The following is a 17,497-nucleotide window of genomic DNA, read 5'->3' on the forward strand; positions in this document are numbered from 1 at the left end:
ATAGAAATTAAAAATCTAGCTCATCAATTGCAATTGTGTCTGCAAAGTAATCAAACTCCTCTAATTCTTTACGTAGACGTTGTTTATCTTTTATTGCTTCTATTTCGCGCCATTTTCTTTTTTTGTTCTTCTGAGAGGTTTTTCTTTTTTCATCAGGACCTTCTAGTATCTCTAATATATCGTTTAGGCTATCCATGAACTTCTCCTATTGATTTTATTGACCTCAAGAGTACCTATACCACAGGCCCAGCTAAAATAGAATAAAAAAGTGACAGAGATGTTACAAAGTTGTGATGTTTAAATGAAGATTTATACAAGTAAAGTATTGCTTTTAAATACAAAAACACGTTGTATAAAATTTACAAACAAATTTAAGTCGATGAGGGTTATTTTTTTTACAGCTAAAATGTATGAGGGAGGTCGGGTTATTAGTCCGTACTTTACAGGCATAAAAAAACGCCGCAATTGCGACGTATTTTTTAAAGTACGTTCAAACCAATTACATTGCTTTAAAACGTGCTTCTAGCTGTTCTTGTGCATCAGCAAAAGAGCGAATACCTTCAGCTAGCTTTTCAGTTGCCATTGCATCTTGGTTATGTAACCAACGGAACTGAGCTTCTGTAAGCGGCTCAGGTTTTGGCTCTTTAGGAATATCACTTTCTAGTAAATATTCTTGTGCGCCTTCAAGGTTACCTAAGTCTTCTAAAAGGTTAGGGCTAATAGTTAGCTTGTCACAACCTGTTAGTGCAATAATTTCGCCCGTATTACGGAAACTTGCGCCCATCACTACTGTTTTGTAGTCATGACGTTTGTAAAATTCAAAAATGCTGCGTACTGATTGAACACCTGGATCTTGTAGTGGATCCGTTGGTTTTTCCATGCCGTTAGCAACGTGCCAATCTAAAATACGGCCCACAAATGGCGAGATTAGAAATACATTTGCATCAGCACATGCACGGGCTTGGGCGTCGCTAAATAATAAAGTAAGGTTACATTTAGTCCCTTCTTTTTCTAACTGCTCAGCGGCTTTAATACCTTCCCACGTAGACGCAACTTTAATTAAAATTTTGTCTTTGCTTACACCTTCTTTTTCGTAAAGGCTAAGTAATGTGTGTGCTTTATCAATAGTTGCTTGAGTATCAAACGATAAACGTGCATCTACTTCGGTAGAAATATAACCCGGTACAATCTCACTAATTTCTTTACCAAGTAAAACAGCAAAGTAGTCACATGCAAGTTCTAGTTGTTTAGCTGGATCTTGCTCGGTTTCTTTTGCATAGCTCCAAGCTTTATCTAGGTAAGGCTTATAAGCTTCAATCTCGCTCGCTTTTAATAAAAGCGACGGGTTTGTGGTTGCATCTTCTGGTTGATGCTTTTTGATCGCTTCAATATCGCCAGTGTCGGCTACGATAGATGAATGTTGTTTTAGCCTTTGTAGAGCTGAAGTCATTTGCTTTCCTCATTCCAAGCAAGTTAAAAGAAAAATCGACCCTTAATATATACCATCCATACTGCAACAGTGTGACAATGCTTGATAGGTCTTATGTCCTTATCAATTAAAAAACGGCAATGTATGAATTTTTAAGGGAGGATTTATATAAACAAAACGTGCTTTTCGTTTCATTTAATGTTGAAATTGACATTAAATAATTTACAAGTCAATAGCTAACTATGATCACTGTTATTTCACCTGCAAAAAATCTTGATTACGACACGCCACCGGCAACCGATAAGTTCACTCAGCCTGAATTACTCGAGCACAGCGAGGAACTCATGAAAGTATGCCGTGAACTAACACCTGCGCAAATTGGCAGTTTAATGAAAATTAGCGATAAGCTTTCTGGCCTTAACGCTGCTCGCTTTAGCGAATGGTCGCAACCCTTTACCATTAATAATGCCAAACAAGCCGCGCTTGCTTTTAATGGTGATGTATACGGTGGGTTAGAGGCGAGTACTTTAACTGCAAGCGACCTTGATTACGCGCAAAGTCATTTGCGTATATTATCTGGATTATATGGCCTGTTAAAACCGCTTGATTTAATGCAAGCGTACCGACTAGAAATGGGCACTAAGCTTGAAAACTCTCGTGGTAAAAACCTGTATGAGTTTTGGGGCAGTATTATTGCTGATAAGCTAAATGAAGTAACAAAAGCACAAGATGCACAATATCTCGTTAACCTAGCTTCAAACGAATACTTCAAAGCGGTAGATAAAAAAGCGCTCAACGCGCAAATTATTACGCCGCAGTTTAAAGACTGTAAAAATGGGCAATATAAGGTCATTAGTTTCTACGCTAAAAAAGCGCGTGGCATGATGGCGCGTTACATTATAGAAAACCAAGTAACGCAGTTAAGTCAGTTAAAAGAATTTACCGTAGACGGGTATTACTATAGTGCAGAGGCGACAGCGAAAGAATTAGAGCCGGTATTTTTACGCGACGAGCGAAATTAATATTTACAACCCCAAGCTTATTTCGCTTTTCAAAAGCAAAGTAAGCCGGGGTTTTACCTTATTTAGCAAAAAAAGTAAATTTAGAGGAACACGTCATTGTCACCCGATTACTCCCGTTACTCTCTTAAAGAGCTGCGCGAAGCGCTAGAGACGATAGACAAAGCTAGATACCCTGAGCGACTAGAGCAAATTTATTGTGAAATAACAAAACGAACCGTTGCAGCGAACTCAAACATCCCTAACTCAGATATACCTCCAAGCTCCTGTGAAAATGTAATGATGGGTCGTCGAGTCTTTGTGTTCATCCTTGGCATTATTTTTATCTGCTGGGGAGGGTATAGTGCAATAGAGGGAGAAATGGTGGGGAAAAATCGTATTTATACAAAAGAAAATGACCCATTTTTATTTTATTTTCGAGTTCTCATTTGCATAGGTGTTGGAGTCATTTTGCCCTACTATGCAGTAGTAGGAAAAAAGAATAATCACTCTAGTGCGCACAAAAAATAGCATATAGAGTAACATCACTGGCTTATATCTGAGCCCTTATATGCGTTAGTTATGCATTAAATCGTCACCTGCAGCGCCAGGGTATTCACTTTTTTGGCAATTTCTTTTGCACCGCTTATTGAACCGAGCGAGCATTGTCTTTTATTACAAAACTTTCATCTATAGTCACTTTTTATTTTAAACCTTCGCTATGTGCACCGACTTGACCTTTTGCAGGTCGTTAACTTTTTTTGCTGGTACTAAATTTGCAAAGTGGTTCTATTCATTTCATACATTAGGTGCAAATTAAATGATTAGTATTCCCTCAATTAGTGAAGCTGAAAAGCTAATAGAAGAAAAACTCGGCGGTTGGTTTGATGTTGTTATAAGTCACATTCCTAATTTTATAGTGGCGGTTATTATTGCCATTATATTTTCAATGCTAGCGCGCTTTGCTGGCAACCTAACGAAAAACATATTGCGCCGTTCACTCGACTCTCAACAAATAGCCGATTTAATGGCGTCAATATTTAAGGTTATTGTACTGTGCGTTGGGGTATTTATAGCGCTGGATTTTGTGGGTTTAAAAGGCACGGTTACCTCTTTATTAGCCGGTGCGGGTATTGTTGGTTTAGCCATAGGTTTTGCGTTTCAAGATATGACCGAAAACTTGATTGCGGGCATAGCAATGGGTATACGCAAGCCCTTTAAAACAGGAGACGTAATCGAAACCGACGACGTGTTTGGTTCAGTGCACTCAATAAACCTGCGTAACACGCTAATAGAGAGCTTTTATGGGCAGTTAATTTTAGTACCTAACAAGGTATTATTCAGAAATGTGTTAAAAAATTACACCACACTTGGAGTTAGGCGCATAGAGGTACCGGTAGGCATTTCGTATGGTGACGACATTGAAAAAGCGAAAGAAGTTATTGTAGATAAAATTAACGATTTGGACTTTGTCATTCGTAAAAACGAAACCGATGTTTATGCTGAAGGCTTTGGCGACAGTAGCATTAATTTATTGGTGTGGTTTTGGATTAAATACCCAGGTGAACCAGACTTTATGACAGTACGCCATAAAGGTGTAGTTGCCGTTAAACAAGCGTTGGATGAAGCTGATATTAGTATTCCATTCCCTATTCGCACGCTCGATTTTGGTATTAAAGGCGGTGAAAAACTCGATGCCATGATCAGCGATAAAATAAGTCAGCAATCATCAAATAAAGGCAACGCTGGTGGAGCTGATTCAGGCCAAAACGAATAAATGAGCCATTAATACCAGTGGGAATTATTTACTCACTCGCAACGCAATTTTACATTTAAATACGCGTTGTGGGCTTAAATAAAAATGACTTATGAGTCACAACGACTAAATGCAGCTTTATAAAGCTGCATTTTTTTATGGCTATTTAAGTGTTTGAGAAGGTGAGAGCAACGTTAATTGATTATTGATTAAGGCCTATTTACCTTTTGGGGTGAAATTGAAAGCGGGCTATGTGATATATCGATAAGGCTAAGCCTATTGTGTAGTTACTTCCCGAAACTGACGATAACGCAACATAAATATAAAACATGCAGTAACTTTTGTGGTCCCTTCCCTCATAGGTTGCTTCTTCTTGTTGCCTAAATAATAGGTAATAAGGAGCAAGTAGGGCGTATAAGCTGTATACGACTTTAAGTTATACCTACATAGGCGTAGTCATTAAAATAATGCAGGAGTAGGTACTTAGCTTACTGGGTCACAAATCGCACACCGTAATTATGTTGCTCCTTGATAGAACACGCTTTAATAATGTCAGTTAAACAGGCCTAGGCTTAATATAAATTTATTATTTAAAGAGCGGATTATTTTGGCAAATATTAGGTTGTAATGTATGCAATTTACAATTGGTATTAGGCGGTAAGTAAGAGGTAATTAAAGCGAGTTCTTTATTGTAGTTAATGTGAGTTGCAAGTAAATACTGGCACAAAAAAAGCGCAGCATGTGTTGGAGTAACATGCTGCGCCTAGGATCAATTGAGTTAATAAAAATGCGATTCAAATAACACTAATTTTGTTACGGATGATTTTAACACCATCCATATTTTCTAAAAACTTTTGAGCAAGCGCACGTTCAAAACCGGTTTGCGCTTGACCATGTAATATTACCTCGCCATCTTTAACCTGTACGCGAATATTGCTTAATGCAAAGTTGGGGTTAGTACGAAGCGTGCTTGTAATGGTTTGCTGAAGGTTAGGTTGAGTTGCTACGCTGCTGACTACGGCTAGGTGTGTTGCTGCACTCACTTTGGTAGCGCAGGCTAACAAAAATAAACAACAAAACGAAACTAACGCGATAGTTAACTTTAAGCGGTTCATAACTCAATCCTTTTATATCAATTAAAAATTTAGCCAAACCATTAAATATTCTGGCTATTCTGTGTTTAATATTACAAGTTCAGTGCCAGTTTTAATTTATTGAAATATAAGGTTATTTTGTTAAGTGGGAATTCAGGTGGGCAATAATTACATTTAAATGGGTAGGTGTTACATGCACCGGTTACCTATGTTACACGCATTAAAAAGCCGGCATACGCCGGCTTTGGTAAATATGCTAAGTTACTTTTTCTTTTTAACTTTCGCTTTTTTCTTTGCTTTCATTTTTACCGGATCTTTGCGCTTTTTAACCGGTGGCTTAGCCTCTTTATGCTGAGGCTCTATTCCTTTAATTACACGGCGTTTAAGCTTTTGTTCAATGTAGCGTTCTACTTTGTACAAAATACCAATATCATGCGCTTCAACTAATGAAATAGCGATGCCTTTTTTACCTGCACGACCAGTACGGCCAATACGGTGAACATATACGTCGGCGGTACGTGGCATATCAAAGTTAATAACGTGGCTAATGTCAGATACATCAATACCGCGAGCAGCTACATCTGTTGCAATTAATATTTTAGTGCGGCCACTATGAAAGTTTTCCATTGCTTTCATGCGCTTGTCTTGTGGCATTTCACCTCGCAGCCAAGCGGCTTTTACACCGTTATTAGTTAATTCACCAATGAGAGTTTCTAAACGTTCACGGGTTTTAACAAATACAATGGCTTTACTCACGTCAGGGCCGTTAAGGGTGTTGACTAAAAGCTCGAGTTTATGGTGGTAATCATCAGCAAGATGAACCCACTGGTGAATTTTAGCTTTTTCTTTACGAGACGACTCAGCTTCTAACAAAGCCGGATCGTTTAATGTGGTTTCTGCAAATCGCTCTACGCTATCACCCTCAAGGGTTGCTGAGAATAAAAAGCACTGACGGCGATTTTTAGCTTCGTCACAAATACGGCTCATTTCTTTTTTGAAACCCATGTCTAGCATACGGTCGGCTTCATCAATAATAAGCATTTCGACATGTTCAGCATGAAAGTTTTCAGTTTCAAGGTATTCCATTAATCGCCCTGGAGTGGCAATTAACACGTCGTTATTTTTTTCAAAAATTTCTTTATGCGTTCCGTAGTTTATACCACCGGTCACGACACCTATTTTTAGGTGCGTACGTTTGGCTAGTAACTCACATTGCTCATGAATTTGATAAGCCAGCTCACGTGTTGGCGTCATTATTAATACGCGGGCAAAACCAGGCTCACGGCGCGGAAAATCCAATAAGTATTGAATCGCAGGAATTAAAAATGCCGCTGTTTTACCTGTGCCAGTTGGCGCAGACGCTAAAATATCACGTCCCTGAAGAGCTTCAGGAATAGCTTGTTGTTGAATACTGGTTGGCTTCTCGTAGCCCATTTTATCAATGGCATCGAGTAATTTGGTATCAAGATCAAATTCAGAAAATTGCATAGAGTGTCTAAAATAGTGGACAATTACCTTGATTATACGCGCTATGCTGCGCTTGGTGAATGAAAAGGTGAAAAAATGTCTGGTTTTGCATTTAAACAATTTAAGGTTGAGCACGACCTCTGCGCAATGAAGGTTTCAACCGACGGCATTTTGCTTGGTGCGTGGGCAAACTTAGCTGGTGCAAACTCGTTACTAGACATTGGTACTGGCACGGGGTTATTGGCGTTAATGTGTAAACAGCGCAGGCCAGCATTAAGTATTACTGCGGTTGAAATAGATGAAAACGCATACAATCAAGCATTACAAAACGTAGCAAATAGTCCGTGGCCCAATATAGCTATTAAGCATCAAACTATTCAAAGCTTTAATAGTGACGCTCCCTTTGATGTCATCATTTCTAATCCGCCTTACTTCAATCACAGTTTAAAAGGCAATAATGCCGCCCGAAACACTGCGCGTCACACCGATGGTTTGAGCTTTGAGGAGCTAATTAACGCGTTTAAGCGGCTTAGCCATTCACAGTCACGGTTTAGTTTAATACTGCCAAACACTGAGGCTTTAGTATTTATTGAGCTTGCTACTCAAAAAGGGCTTTATTTAAATGCACATTGCCAAGTAAAAGCGACACCTAGCAAACCCATAAGCCGCAGTTTAATGACGTTTAGTTATCTAGAATCACAAACCGACAATTCAACGCTATGCATTAGAGAGTTAAACAATAATTACACTACTGATTACATTACTTTGTGTAAGGCATTTTATTTAAAGATGGCGTAATTGTGAGGGGTATTATCTAATAATAAAGGATAGTTTACCCATAATGCATACGTATTCAGTTGTTATTTAATCAACCTCAGGACTAGTGTTAACCACTTGTAAATAACGTTGGGCATGTTGTTTAGCCCGCCAACATTTGGAAACACACACTATGAAGCTGAATAAAATGGTCACCACCGCCGGTTTAAGCCTAGGTTTGCTTTTGCCTAACCTTGCAGCTGCTGCACCCACTACGTTTGTTCATTTATTTGAATGGAGTTGGCCCGATGTTGCACAAGAATGCGAGCAGTTTTTAGGGCCAAAAGGGTATGCTGCTGTACAAGTGTCCCCGCCAAACGAGCATATTACAGGCAACCAATGGTGGACTCGCTATCAACCTGTGAGCTACCAACTGCAAAGCCGAGGCGGTAACCGAACGCAGTTTGTAGATATGGTTAACCGTTGTAAAAGTGCAGGGGTCGATATTTATGTAGATACCTTAATTAATCACATGGCGGCTGGCAGTGGTAATGGCGTTGCGGGTAGCACGTTTGGTAATAAACAATACCCAATTTATAGCCCACAAGACTTTCATGAAAGCTGTAGTATAAATCCAGAAGATTACGGTAATAATCGTTACCGCGTTCAAAACTGCGAGTTAGTAGGACTTGCTGATTTGAATACGTCTTCAAATTACGTGCAAAATACTCTCGCTGCTTATATTAACGACCTTCAGGCTATTGGAGTAAAAGGTTTTAGATTTGATGCGGCTAAACACGTAGCAGCTAGCGATATTCAAAGCCTTATGGCTAAAATAAATGGCTCGCCGTTAGTGTTTCATGAAGTGATTGATCAGGGAACAGAAGCCGTTGATGCCTCTGAGTATTTAAGTACAGGGCTAGTTACCGAGTTTAAATACAGTACACAACTCGGTAATACATTTAGAAACGGCTCGCTTGCATGGTTAAGTAATTTTGGTGAAGGGTGGGGCTTTATGCCAAGCTCGTCAGCGGTCGTATTTGTAGATAATCATGATAATCAGCGGGGGCATGGTGGTGCGGGTAACGTAATTACCTTTGAAGATGGCCGCTTATACGACCTAGCTAACGTATTTATGTTGGCGTATCCGTATGGCTATCCAAAAGTAATGTCGAGTTACGATTTCCATGGTGATACCGATGCGGGCGGGCCGAGTGTTCCCGTTCATAACAGTGGTAATTTAGAATGTTTTGCAAGCAATTGGAAATGTGAGCATCGTTGGTCATACATAGCGGGTGGCGTCGATTTTAGAAATAACACCGCCGACAACTGGGCTGTGACAAATTGGTGGGATAACACTAATAATCAGATTTCATTTGGCCGCGGTAGCTCAGGTCATATGGCCATTAACAAAGAAGACGCAGCGCTCAATGCCACTGTGCAAACAGACATGGCGCCTGGCCAATATTGTAATGTATTAAAAGGTGAATTATCGGGCGATGCTAAAAGTTGTAGCGGTGAGGTTATTACAGTTAATAGTAACGGCACTATTGATCTAAATGTGGCACCTTGGGATGCGATGGCAATTCATAAAAACGCAAAGTTATCACAAGGTTCGACTTCAAATCCGAATGGTGATTGGCAGCGTACCGTCATATTTATTAACGCACAAACCCAAAGTGGGCAAGACATGTTTGTACGCGGCGGAATAGATCATACCTATGCAAATACAAATTTAGGTAGAAACTGTCAAACAACCAATGTTGAATGTGCGATGCCTATTCGTCATAACAATTTAAAAAATGCCACTACAAGCCCATGGAAAGTAAACGATAACTATCTAGATTGGTACGGTATTGAAAGCGGGCAAAGCGCCCAAGCAGAAGGTACCGCAGCCGATTGGACTACAAACGTGTGGCCAAGTACATATGGTGCCCAAAAAAGAGTAACTAACGACGGCTTTGGCGTTACGCCGCTTAATATTTGGGGCGAACACTATTGGATGCTAGATGTAGACATGGATTGCAGCAAAGCAGTAAATGGGTGGTTTGAGGTAAAAGCATTTGTAAAAAAATGGCCAAGGCTGGGAAAGCGATATAAACCAAGCCAATACACCCTTTGCCAGCACTAACCATGTGGCGCAATGCGGAAAAATAAATATGTTTGAATTTAACAGCTCAAATGTAGATATTCGTAACTTTTAAACCTATTCGTTAAATTTAGCGATGTGCATTATTACTAAAGCCAAACACCTAAGCGTGTTTGGCTTTTTACCATAAACAATATTGGTAATGTGTTAAATCGCTGTTTTATAGCGCGGCAAGCATTACGCTTAAACAGTTAAAGCGTTTCACCGTACTCGGTCATTACTTGCTCAACCCAGCTGGCTATGCGCTCATCGCTCAGCTCGTACTGGCTGTCTTCGTCAAGGGCGAGCCCTACAAACTGTTTGCCATCAGGGGTGAGTGCCTTTGAGGCTTCAAACTCGTAGCTGCTGTCGTTCGGCCAAAAGCCAAGTTGTGTAAATGTTTGTGTGTTTATTTCGTCGTGCAGCATACCTAGAGCGTCTTGAAACCACTGTCCGTAACCTTGTTGGTCGCCCATGCCAAATAAAGCAATGGTTTTACCATTTAGGTTTACGTCTTTTATGTCGTCCCATTTAGACTCCCAGTCTTCTTGTATTTCGCCAAAGTCCCATGTTGAAATACCAAAGATGATAAAGTCGTACTGCTCTGCATTTTTTAGTGGTTCGTCTTTAATATTGTGAAGGCTAACTATATCGTCACCAATAAGGTCACGTATTTTTTCTGCTGCCATTTCGGTGTAGCACGTAGTAGAGCCAAAAAATAAACCAATTTGCATCGTATTTATCACTGTGTAATTGCCTGATATGATAGGCTCAAGTTTACCGTAAGGTATTTTTAATTGATACCTTAGCAAAGCATGAGAGCATAATGTGACAACGCTATCTGACGATTTTTCAGAAAATAAAAGCAGTATGAGCACCAATAGCGACTACCTAGAAACCTTTTTAGATAGCCTTTATTTAGAGCAAGGTGTAAGCGAAAACACATTAAGTGCTTACCGTAGCGATTTAGATAAGTTTTGCCAGTTTTTAAAAGGCGAAAACTTAATGGCGGTAACAGGGCATGACATTGAAAGCTACTTAGCGCATCGGGTTGATTTAGGCCTAAAGCCGCGCAGTACAGCGAGAAGTATCAGTGCGCTAAAACGGTTTTATCAGTACTTTGTGCGTGAAAAAATGATTACCGACACACCAATGCTAAATATTGCCCAACCCAAAGCGGGGCAATCGTTACCTAAAACACTTTCTGAAACCGAAGTAGAAGCGCTTCTTAACGCCCCCAATACTGAAGAACCCATGGGGTTACGAGACAAAGCCATGCTTGAATTGCTTTATGCCACAGGCCTGCGTGTCAGTGAGTTGGTTGGGCTACGTATGGAGCAAATTAACTTACGCCAAGCGGTTGTGTTTGTAAAAGGTAAAGGCAACAAAGAACGTTTAGTGCCGCTGGGCGAAGAAGCCATGCATTGGCTTGAGCTTTTTTTACAAGTGGGCCGCGCACAAATGATCAAACACGCCACCGACTTTGTATTTCCGTCAAAGCGTGGTGTGGGCATGACTCGACAAACCTTTTGGCATAGAATCAAACACTATGCTATTTTGGCATCGGTTGAATCGCCATTATCACCCCACACATTGCGCCATGCATTTGCTACGCATTTATTAAATCACGGGGCCGATTTACGTGTTGTGCAAATGATGCTGGGACACAGCGACCTATCAACAACGCAAATTTATACTCATGTTGCTAATGAACGGTTAAAATCGGTACACGCGCAGCATCATCCGCGCGCTTAATTTGAAATTAAATAGTATTAAGCCGGTCAATATATTAAGTATTTTTAGGATAGAGAGAAGTTATGAAAAAATTAATGTTAGCAGGTGCCATGTTGTGCACAAGTATGAGTGCATTGGCAAATGACGTTGCAGTAACGCCAAATGCTAATGATCCTATTGTTACTAAGTTTGCGGCACTTGGCGTTACGGTTAAGCAAATAAATCCAAGCCCAGTAGCTGGTTTAAAAGAGCTAATTACAAATAAAGGCGTGTTATACGCAAGCCCAGACGGCCAGTTTTTAATGCAAGGCACGTTAATCGATTTAGACAACCGTAATAACCTAACAGAACAAGCTTTAAATAGCGTACGTGCTGAAGGTATTACAGAATACGAAGAGTCGATGATTGTGTACAAAGCACCAAACGAAAAACACAGCATCACTGTATTTACCGATATTAGCTGTGGTTATTGTCGTAAATTACACCGTGAGCTAAACGATTTACTTGATGCGGGTATTACCGTTAAGTACTTAGCGTTTCCGCGTGGTGGCCTTCAAGGTTCAGGCTATGCAGATTTAATGAATGTATGGTGTGCAAAAGATCAGCAAGAGGCGTTAACAGAAGCTAAAGCTGGTGAGAGTACCACGGCAGTTGCAGGTTGTAGTGCACCCATTGCTGAACACTACCAGCTAGGCCAAAGCTTTGGTATTAGTGGCACGCCAGCCATTATTTTAGACGATGGCACAATGATCCCAGGTTACCAACCTGCTGCTGCATTAAAAGCAGCGTTAGATGCTAATAAAGCATCTTAATAACGTGTTTACGTTTACAAAAAGGCCTTAATGGCCTTTTTTTGTCTTTTTAATACGACTTAATAAGTTAAAAAAACTGCATGAAAAAACTGATCATTGCGCGCGAAAACGTTAACGACTCGCACTTACCGAGTCATTTGCATCCGGTTATAAAACAAATTTACGCGACTCGTCGTGTGGTTGATGCCCAAGAGCTCGATAACGGTGTTGCTACGCTTCACGATTATAAATTGTTTAAAGACATCGACAAAGCAAGTGCATTACTAGTCGATGCGCTTAAGGCGCAAAGCCACATTTTAATTGTGGGCGACTTTGATGCCGATGGCGCAACCAGTACTGCAACCTTAATGCAGGGGTTGCAAATGTTTGGTTTTCAAAATTTAGATTACCTCATTCCAGACCGCTTTAGCTTAGGTTATGGCTTAAGCCCCGCACTGGCCGAACAAATAGTACAAATAAAGCCCGATTTAGTGATCACCGTAGATAACGGTATATCCTGTATTGCCGGTATTGATATTTTAAAATCGGTAGGTATAAAAGTGTTGGTTACAGATCACCATTTACAAGGTGAGCAGCTTCCCAATGCCGATGCCATTGTAAATCCAAACAGACACGAATGTAACTTTCCGTCAAAGTCTATTGCTGGTGTAGGCGTTGCGTTTTACTTATTAATTGCACTAAGAAGCCTAATGCGCGAACAAGGTTACTTTACGCAACAAACACCGCCTAACTTAGCAAACTTATTAGACATAGTTGCACTGGGCACAGTCGCTGATGTAGTTGCACTTGATGCAAATAACCGAACATTAGTACACCAAGGCTTAGCGCGTATTCGCAGTGGTAAAACACGCCCAGGTATTACAGCACTTATTGAAGTGGCCAACAGAAATGCAGCGCGTTTAAGCGCCAGCGATTTTGGTTTTTCACTTGCGCCACGTTTAAACGCAGCAGGGCGACTAGACGACATGAGTTTGGGCATAGCGTGTTTACTGAGTAACGATATAAACCAAGCAAGGCGTATCGCAAGCGAACTCGACAGCTTAAACCATGCAAGGCGTGAAATAGAGCAAGGTATGCAAGCTGAAGCACAAGCCGTGCTTGATAGGCTCGCCTTTACCGACGATAACATTCCCGATGCTATTTGTTTGTTTCAAGATGACTGGCACCAAGGCGTAATTGGTATTTTGGCTGGCCGTTTAAAAGAAAAGTACCACCGCCCAACCGTTATTTTTGCCGGTGGTGAAAATGGCGAAATTAAAGGCTCGTGCCGCTCTATTGAAGGGCTGCATATGCGTGACCTACTCGAAGGGTTAAATACCGCCACGCCCCATTTAATAAATAAGTTTGGTGGCCACGCAATGGCTGCGGGTTTAAGCATAGACGAGCAAAATTTTAACGACTTTAAAAGAGCGTTTGATGCCGCAGTCAGTGCGCAATTAAGCGAAGAAAGTAAGCGTTGTATTGTATTTACCGACGGCGAGCTGCCAAACGACTGCTTTACCATGGAGTTTGCCCAATTATTAAAGCAATCAGGCCCATGGGGGCAGCAATTTCCAGAGCCTGTGTTTGAACATACCTTTGAATTAATTCAGCAACGTATTGTTGGTGAAAAGCATTTAAAACTGGTGCTTAAACATCAATCAGGGCGATTAGTTGACGCTATTGCTTTTGGTATAGACGTAAAAGAGTGGCCAGATACCGAAGCACGCTTTGTTAAAGTGGCTTATCAACTTGATATAAACGAGTTTAGAGGTAAATTTAGCTTGCAGCTAATTGTACGAGAGCTTGAAAAAGTGCACTAAAAAATATGCACAATACATGCATAAAAGGCTAATAAAGCGCGCGATTTTTTGTTAAAATCGGGCGTTTTTATCATTTGACGATAATTTATTGCGGATATTCCTCAAGTCGGGCCGTAATAATCTAGCCATTTTGGAGTAATGTACATGTTTGAAGTGAATCCTGTGATTAATCAAATCAAGGAAATTCGCGATCGTACTGAACTGCTTCGGGGGTACCTTTGACTACGCTCTTAAACAAGAGCGCCTAGAAGAAGTTAACGCCGAACTTGAAGATTCAGCTGTATGGAATGAACCTGAACGCGCACAGGCACTTGGCCGTGAAAAGTCAGCATTAGAGGCGGTTGTTGAAACAATCGACAACTTAGTTGCTGGCGCTGATGACGTTGAAGGCTTGCTTGAGCTTGCAATAGAAGCGGAAGACGAAGACACCTTTGACGAAGCAAATGCAGAGCTTGAAGGCCTAAACGAGCAATTAGAGGGTTTAGAGTTTCGTCGAATGTTTTCGGGCACGCACGACGCAAATGATGCATACCTTGATTTACAATCAGGTTCAGGCGGCACTGAAGCTCAAGACTGGTGTAACATGTTACTTCGCATGTACCTACGCTGGGGCGAAGCAAAAGGCTTTAAAGTTGAGCTAGTAGAAGCAACCGATGGCGATGTAGCCGGAATAAAAGGCGCAACAGTTCGCTTTGTTGGTGAATACGCTTACGGTTGGTTACGTACAGAAACAGGCGTACACCGTTTAGTTCGTAAAAGCCCATTTGACTCAAGTGGCCGTCGTCATACATCGTTTGCCTCTGCGTTTGTATACCCAGAGATAGACGACAACATTGAAATTGATATTAATCCGTCTGACTTACGTATAGACGTGTACCGTGCATCGGGCGCAGGTGGTCAGCACGTTAACACCACCGAATCGGCAGTACGTATTACTCACGTGCCTACAAACACGGTAGTGCAATGTCAAAACGAGCGTTCGCAGCATAAAAATAAAGCCCAAGCAATGAAGCAATTAAAAGCTAAATTATTTGAGCTTGAGCTACAGCAGCAAAATGCTGAAAAACAAACGCAAGAAGATGCAAAATCAGATATTGGTTGGGGCAGTCAAATTCGTTCATACGTTCTTGATGACTCGCGTATTAAAGATTTACGCACCGGCGTTGAAAACCGCAATACCCAATCGGTACTTGACGGTAACCTAGACAAATTTATTGAAGCCAGCCTTAAATCTGGCCTATAACCACCAAGCTAATAAAGAGCTAAAAAATGACTGATAAAATCCAAGACGAAAACAAGTTAATCGCTGAGCGTCGCGGCAAGTTAGATGCTATTCGCGAAAATTGCCCAGCCAACGGTCATCCAAACCAATTCCGTCGTGAACATTACACGGCTGATTTGCAAGCTGAGTTTGGTGATAAAACAAAAGAAGAATTAATTGAGCTACAGCACGTAGTATCAATTGCTGGTCGTATTCTTGCCAAGCGTGGTCCATTTATGTCTATTCAAGACATGAAAGGCCGTGTACAAGTTTACGCATCAAAAGACGTACAAAAAGACTTAAAAGCAAAATATGGTCAGCTTGATATTGGCGATATTATTGGTGTTAAAGGCCCACTTAACAAATCAGGCAAAGGCGATTTATACGTAGATATGGCCGAGTACGAATTACTTACCAAGTCACTACGCCCATTACCAGAAAAATTTCATGGCCTTTCAGACCAAGAAACAAAATACCGCCAACGTTATGTTGATTTAATTACTAACGAAGCAACGCGCGAAACGTTCCGTATTCGCTCACAAGTAGTTGAAGGTATTCGTCGTTTCTTAGCAGATCGTGACTTTATGGAAGTAGAAACGCCAATGCTGCAGGTTATTCCTGGCGGTGCGTCTGCGCGTCCATTTGTGACTCATCATAACGCGCTTGATATCGACATGTATTTACGTATTGCGCCAGAGCTTTACTTAAAGCGTTTAGTGGTAGGTGGTTTTGACCGCGTATTTGAAATTAACCGTAACTTCCGTAACGAAGGGTTATCAACGCGTCACAACCCAGAATTCACTATGATTGAGTTCTACCAAGCATACGCCGATTACATCGATCTGATGAACATTACCGAAGACATGCTACGTACCGTTGCAACAAACGTTTTAGGCAGCCCAATTGTTGTTAATACAACGAAAGATGAAAACGGCGAAGTAATCGACTCAGTAGAGTACGACTTTGGTAAGCCGTTTGAGCGCCTAAGCATGGCTGATGCTATCTTAAAATATAACCCTGAGTTTGATGCTGCGGTATTTAATGACCCAGAAAACCACTTTGAAGAATTAAAAGCGTACGCGAAACAAGTGCACGTTAAAATTCCTGAAAACTGTGTTTGGGGCCCAGGCAAGTTTTTATGTGAAATATTTGAAGAAACGGCTGAGCACATGCTTATCCAACCTACATTTATTACAGGTTACCCATGGGAAGTGTCGCCACTTGCACGTCGTAACGACGACAATGCATTTGTTACCGACCGCTTTGAATTTTTTGTTGGCGGACGTGAGCTTGCAAATGGTTTCTCGGAGCTTAACGATGCACAAGACCAAGCAGAACGCTTTACTCGCCAAGTTGAAGAAAAAGACGCAGGCGATGATGAGGCAATGCATTACGATGAAGATTACATACGCGCACTAGAGTACGGTTTACCGCCTACAGCTGGTGAGGGTATTGGTATTGACCGATTAGTAATGTTATTTACTGACTCATCTACAATTAAAGATGTTATTTTATTCCCGCATATGCGTCCGCAAGCTGACTAAGCTTAACGAAAATAACACCTTGAAACGCCGCTTAATTGCGGCGTTTTTGTTTTTACTTTGTTTATTCATAGCTAATAAGATCATTATTCATATATTAAGCTGTTGATAGTTAGTCATTATCTATATGAAAAATTTTATGTGTATATAACAAATTAATGGGTAACTTTTAAACATTATGTTGTATTTTTGTAACTTTATTAGCTACACTATGGCCAAATTTTAAACGGCCTAATTTCTTTAGGTGCTGTAAATAATAAAAACGGATTTACAAAATAATAAAATGACAGATAAAACTATCGAAGAGTCGGAAGAACTCAGTCAAACAGAGCGAGAGCGAGAAGCTTTTTACCGAGCATGCATTGCAGAGTTTCAACAACTAGGTTATCAAGAGCAGTACCTAGCTAGTTTAAAAGATAAATGCGACCCAACCGACGACACACTTACGCCTAACGAAGAGAGTTAATTAGCTTAAAAATTAGGCTTCTTTAATATAAAAACATAACATATGTGTGTTCTGTAACCATATAGACACTTTTGATAGAAAAGTGTTTGACATATTTTCTGAAATCTTTATTATACGCCCCACAAGACGGAGAGGTGTCCGAGTGGCCGAAGGAGCTCCCCTGCTAAGGGAGTATAGAGTTTGTAGCTCTATCGAGGGTTCGAATCCCTCCCTCTCCACCATTTTTTAAATGGCGAAATCTTGTAAACGTAAA

The 17,497-nt window shown here is 40.7% G+C and carries 15 protein-coding genes, 1 tRNA gene and 1 pseudogene; 12 read left to right on the forward strand and 5 right to left on the reverse strand.

The annotated features are described in order from the left end of the window. Positions 1-7: 7 nt before the first annotated feature. Positions 8-196: a DUF3545 family protein gene (locus tag P20480_RS10880; protein ID WP_006793150.1), complete on the reverse strand. Its 189-nt coding sequence runs from the start codon at positions 194-196 to the stop codon at positions 8-10. Between the two features lie 303 nt (positions 197-499). Then, positions 500-1,450: a transaldolase gene (gene tal / locus P20480_RS10875; RefSeq protein WP_006793149.1), complete on the reverse strand. Its 951-nt coding sequence runs from the start codon at positions 1,448-1,450 to the stop codon at positions 500-502. Between the two features lie 221 nt (positions 1,451-1,671). On the opposite strand from tal, the gene yaaA reads away from it, so the two are divergent. From yaaA to P20480_RS10865, 3 genes are all read left to right on the forward strand, one after another. Next, positions 1,672-2,451 carry a peroxide stress protein YaaA gene (gene yaaA, locus P20480_RS10870; RefSeq protein WP_008128991.1) on the forward strand — a complete coding sequence of 260 codons (780 nt, stop codon included), beginning with the start codon at positions 1,672-1,674 and terminating at the stop codon, positions 2,449-2,451. Positions 2,452-2,547: 96 nt separating this feature from the next. Next, complete coding sequence (locus P20480_RS17975; protein ID WP_033025331.1) at positions 2,548-2,958, forward strand: hypothetical protein; 411 nt, start codon at positions 2,548-2,550, stop codon at positions 2,956-2,958. Between the two features lie 289 nt (positions 2,959-3,247). Then, the gene (locus P20480_RS10865) at positions 3,248-4,204 is read left to right on the forward strand and encodes a mechanosensitive ion channel family protein (protein WP_008128993.1); all 957 of its coding nucleotides are present in this window, start codon (positions 3,248-3,250) and stop codon (positions 4,202-4,204) included. A 773-nt stretch (positions 4,205-4,977) separates the two neighbouring features. On the opposite strand, the gene P20480_RS10860 is transcribed toward P20480_RS10865, so the two are convergent. Next, positions 4,978-5,298, reverse strand: a complete 321-nt coding sequence (locus P20480_RS10860; protein WP_008128997.1) for a BON domain-containing protein — start codon at positions 5,296-5,298, stop codon at positions 4,978-4,980. Positions 5,299-5,538: 240 nt separating this feature from the next. Then, positions 5,539-6,765 carry an ATP-dependent RNA helicase SrmB gene (gene srmB / locus P20480_RS10855; RefSeq protein ID WP_006793145.1) on the reverse strand — a complete coding sequence of 409 codons (1,227 nt, stop codon included), beginning with the start codon at positions 6,763-6,765 and terminating at the stop codon, positions 5,539-5,541. 75 nt (positions 6,766-6,840) lie between these two features. On the opposite strand from srmB, the gene P20480_RS10850 reads away from it, so the two are divergent. Both P20480_RS10850 and P20480_RS10845 read left to right on the forward strand, forming a co-directional pair. Further along, positions 6,841-7,542 (forward strand): tRNA1(Val) (adenine(37)-N6)-methyltransferase, encoded by a 702-nt coding sequence (locus P20480_RS10850; protein WP_008129000.1) that lies wholly within the window; start codon positions 6,841-6,843, stop codon positions 7,540-7,542. A gap of 151 nt (positions 7,543-7,693) precedes the next feature. Further along, positions 7,694-9,704, forward strand: a pseudogene (locus tag P20480_RS10845) (alpha-amylase). A 136-nt stretch (positions 9,705-9,840) separates the two neighbouring features. Here the strand turns inward: P20480_RS10845 and fldB are convergent. Next, on the reverse strand, positions 9,841-10,362 hold the full coding sequence (gene fldB, locus P20480_RS10840; RefSeq protein ID WP_006793142.1) for a flavodoxin FldB: 522 nt from the start codon (positions 10,360-10,362) through the stop codon (positions 9,841-9,843). A 94-nt stretch (positions 10,363-10,456) separates the two neighbouring features. Here fldB and xerD point away from each other — a divergent pair, with 94 nt between their 5' ends. From xerD to P20480_RS10805, 7 genes are all read left to right on the forward strand, one after another. Next, the gene (gene xerD / locus P20480_RS10835) at positions 10,457-11,383 is read left to right on the forward strand and encodes a site-specific tyrosine recombinase XerD (RefSeq protein WP_008129006.1); all 927 of its coding nucleotides are present in this window, start codon (positions 10,457-10,459) and stop codon (positions 11,381-11,383) included. 62 nt (positions 11,384-11,445) lie between these two features. After that, complete coding sequence (dsbC, locus tag P20480_RS10830; RefSeq protein WP_006793140.1) at positions 11,446-12,174, forward strand: bifunctional protein-disulfide isomerase/oxidoreductase DsbC; 729 nt, start codon at positions 11,446-11,448, stop codon at positions 12,172-12,174. Positions 12,175-12,254: 80 nt separating this feature from the next. Then, a complete protein-coding gene (recJ, locus tag P20480_RS10825; protein ID WP_008129007.1) occupies positions 12,255-13,976 on the forward strand; it encodes a single-stranded-DNA-specific exonuclease RecJ in 1,722 nt (573 codons plus the stop codon). Positions 13,977-14,120: 144 nt separating this feature from the next. Continuing rightward, a protein-coding gene (prfB, locus tag P20480_RS10820; RefSeq protein ID WP_096801177.1) for a peptide chain release factor 2 occupies positions 14,121-15,219 on the forward strand; the annotation gives its coding sequence in 2 pieces (ribosomal slippage) (positions 14,121-14,195 and positions 14,197-15,219; 1,098 coding nt in all). A 26-nt stretch (positions 15,220-15,245) separates the two neighbouring features. Next, positions 15,246-16,781, forward strand: a complete 1,536-nt coding sequence (gene lysS / locus P20480_RS10815) for a lysine--tRNA ligase (RefSeq protein WP_006793137.1) — start codon at positions 15,246-15,248, stop codon at positions 16,779-16,781. A 280-nt stretch (positions 16,782-17,061) separates the two neighbouring features. Next, positions 17,062-17,244, forward strand: a complete 183-nt coding sequence (locus tag P20480_RS10810) for a hypothetical protein (RefSeq protein WP_008129011.1) — start codon at positions 17,062-17,064, stop codon at positions 17,242-17,244. A 128-nt stretch (positions 17,245-17,372) separates the two neighbouring features. Then, positions 17,373-17,465: transfer RNA gene (locus P20480_RS10805), tRNA-Ser, on the forward strand. Positions 17,466-17,497: the final 32 nt, after the last annotated feature.

Source organism: Pseudoalteromonas sp. BSi20480, assembly GCF_000241365.1.
Taxonomy (GTDB): Bacteria; Pseudomonadota; Gammaproteobacteria; order Enterobacterales; family Alteromonadaceae; genus Pseudoalteromonas; species Pseudoalteromonas marina.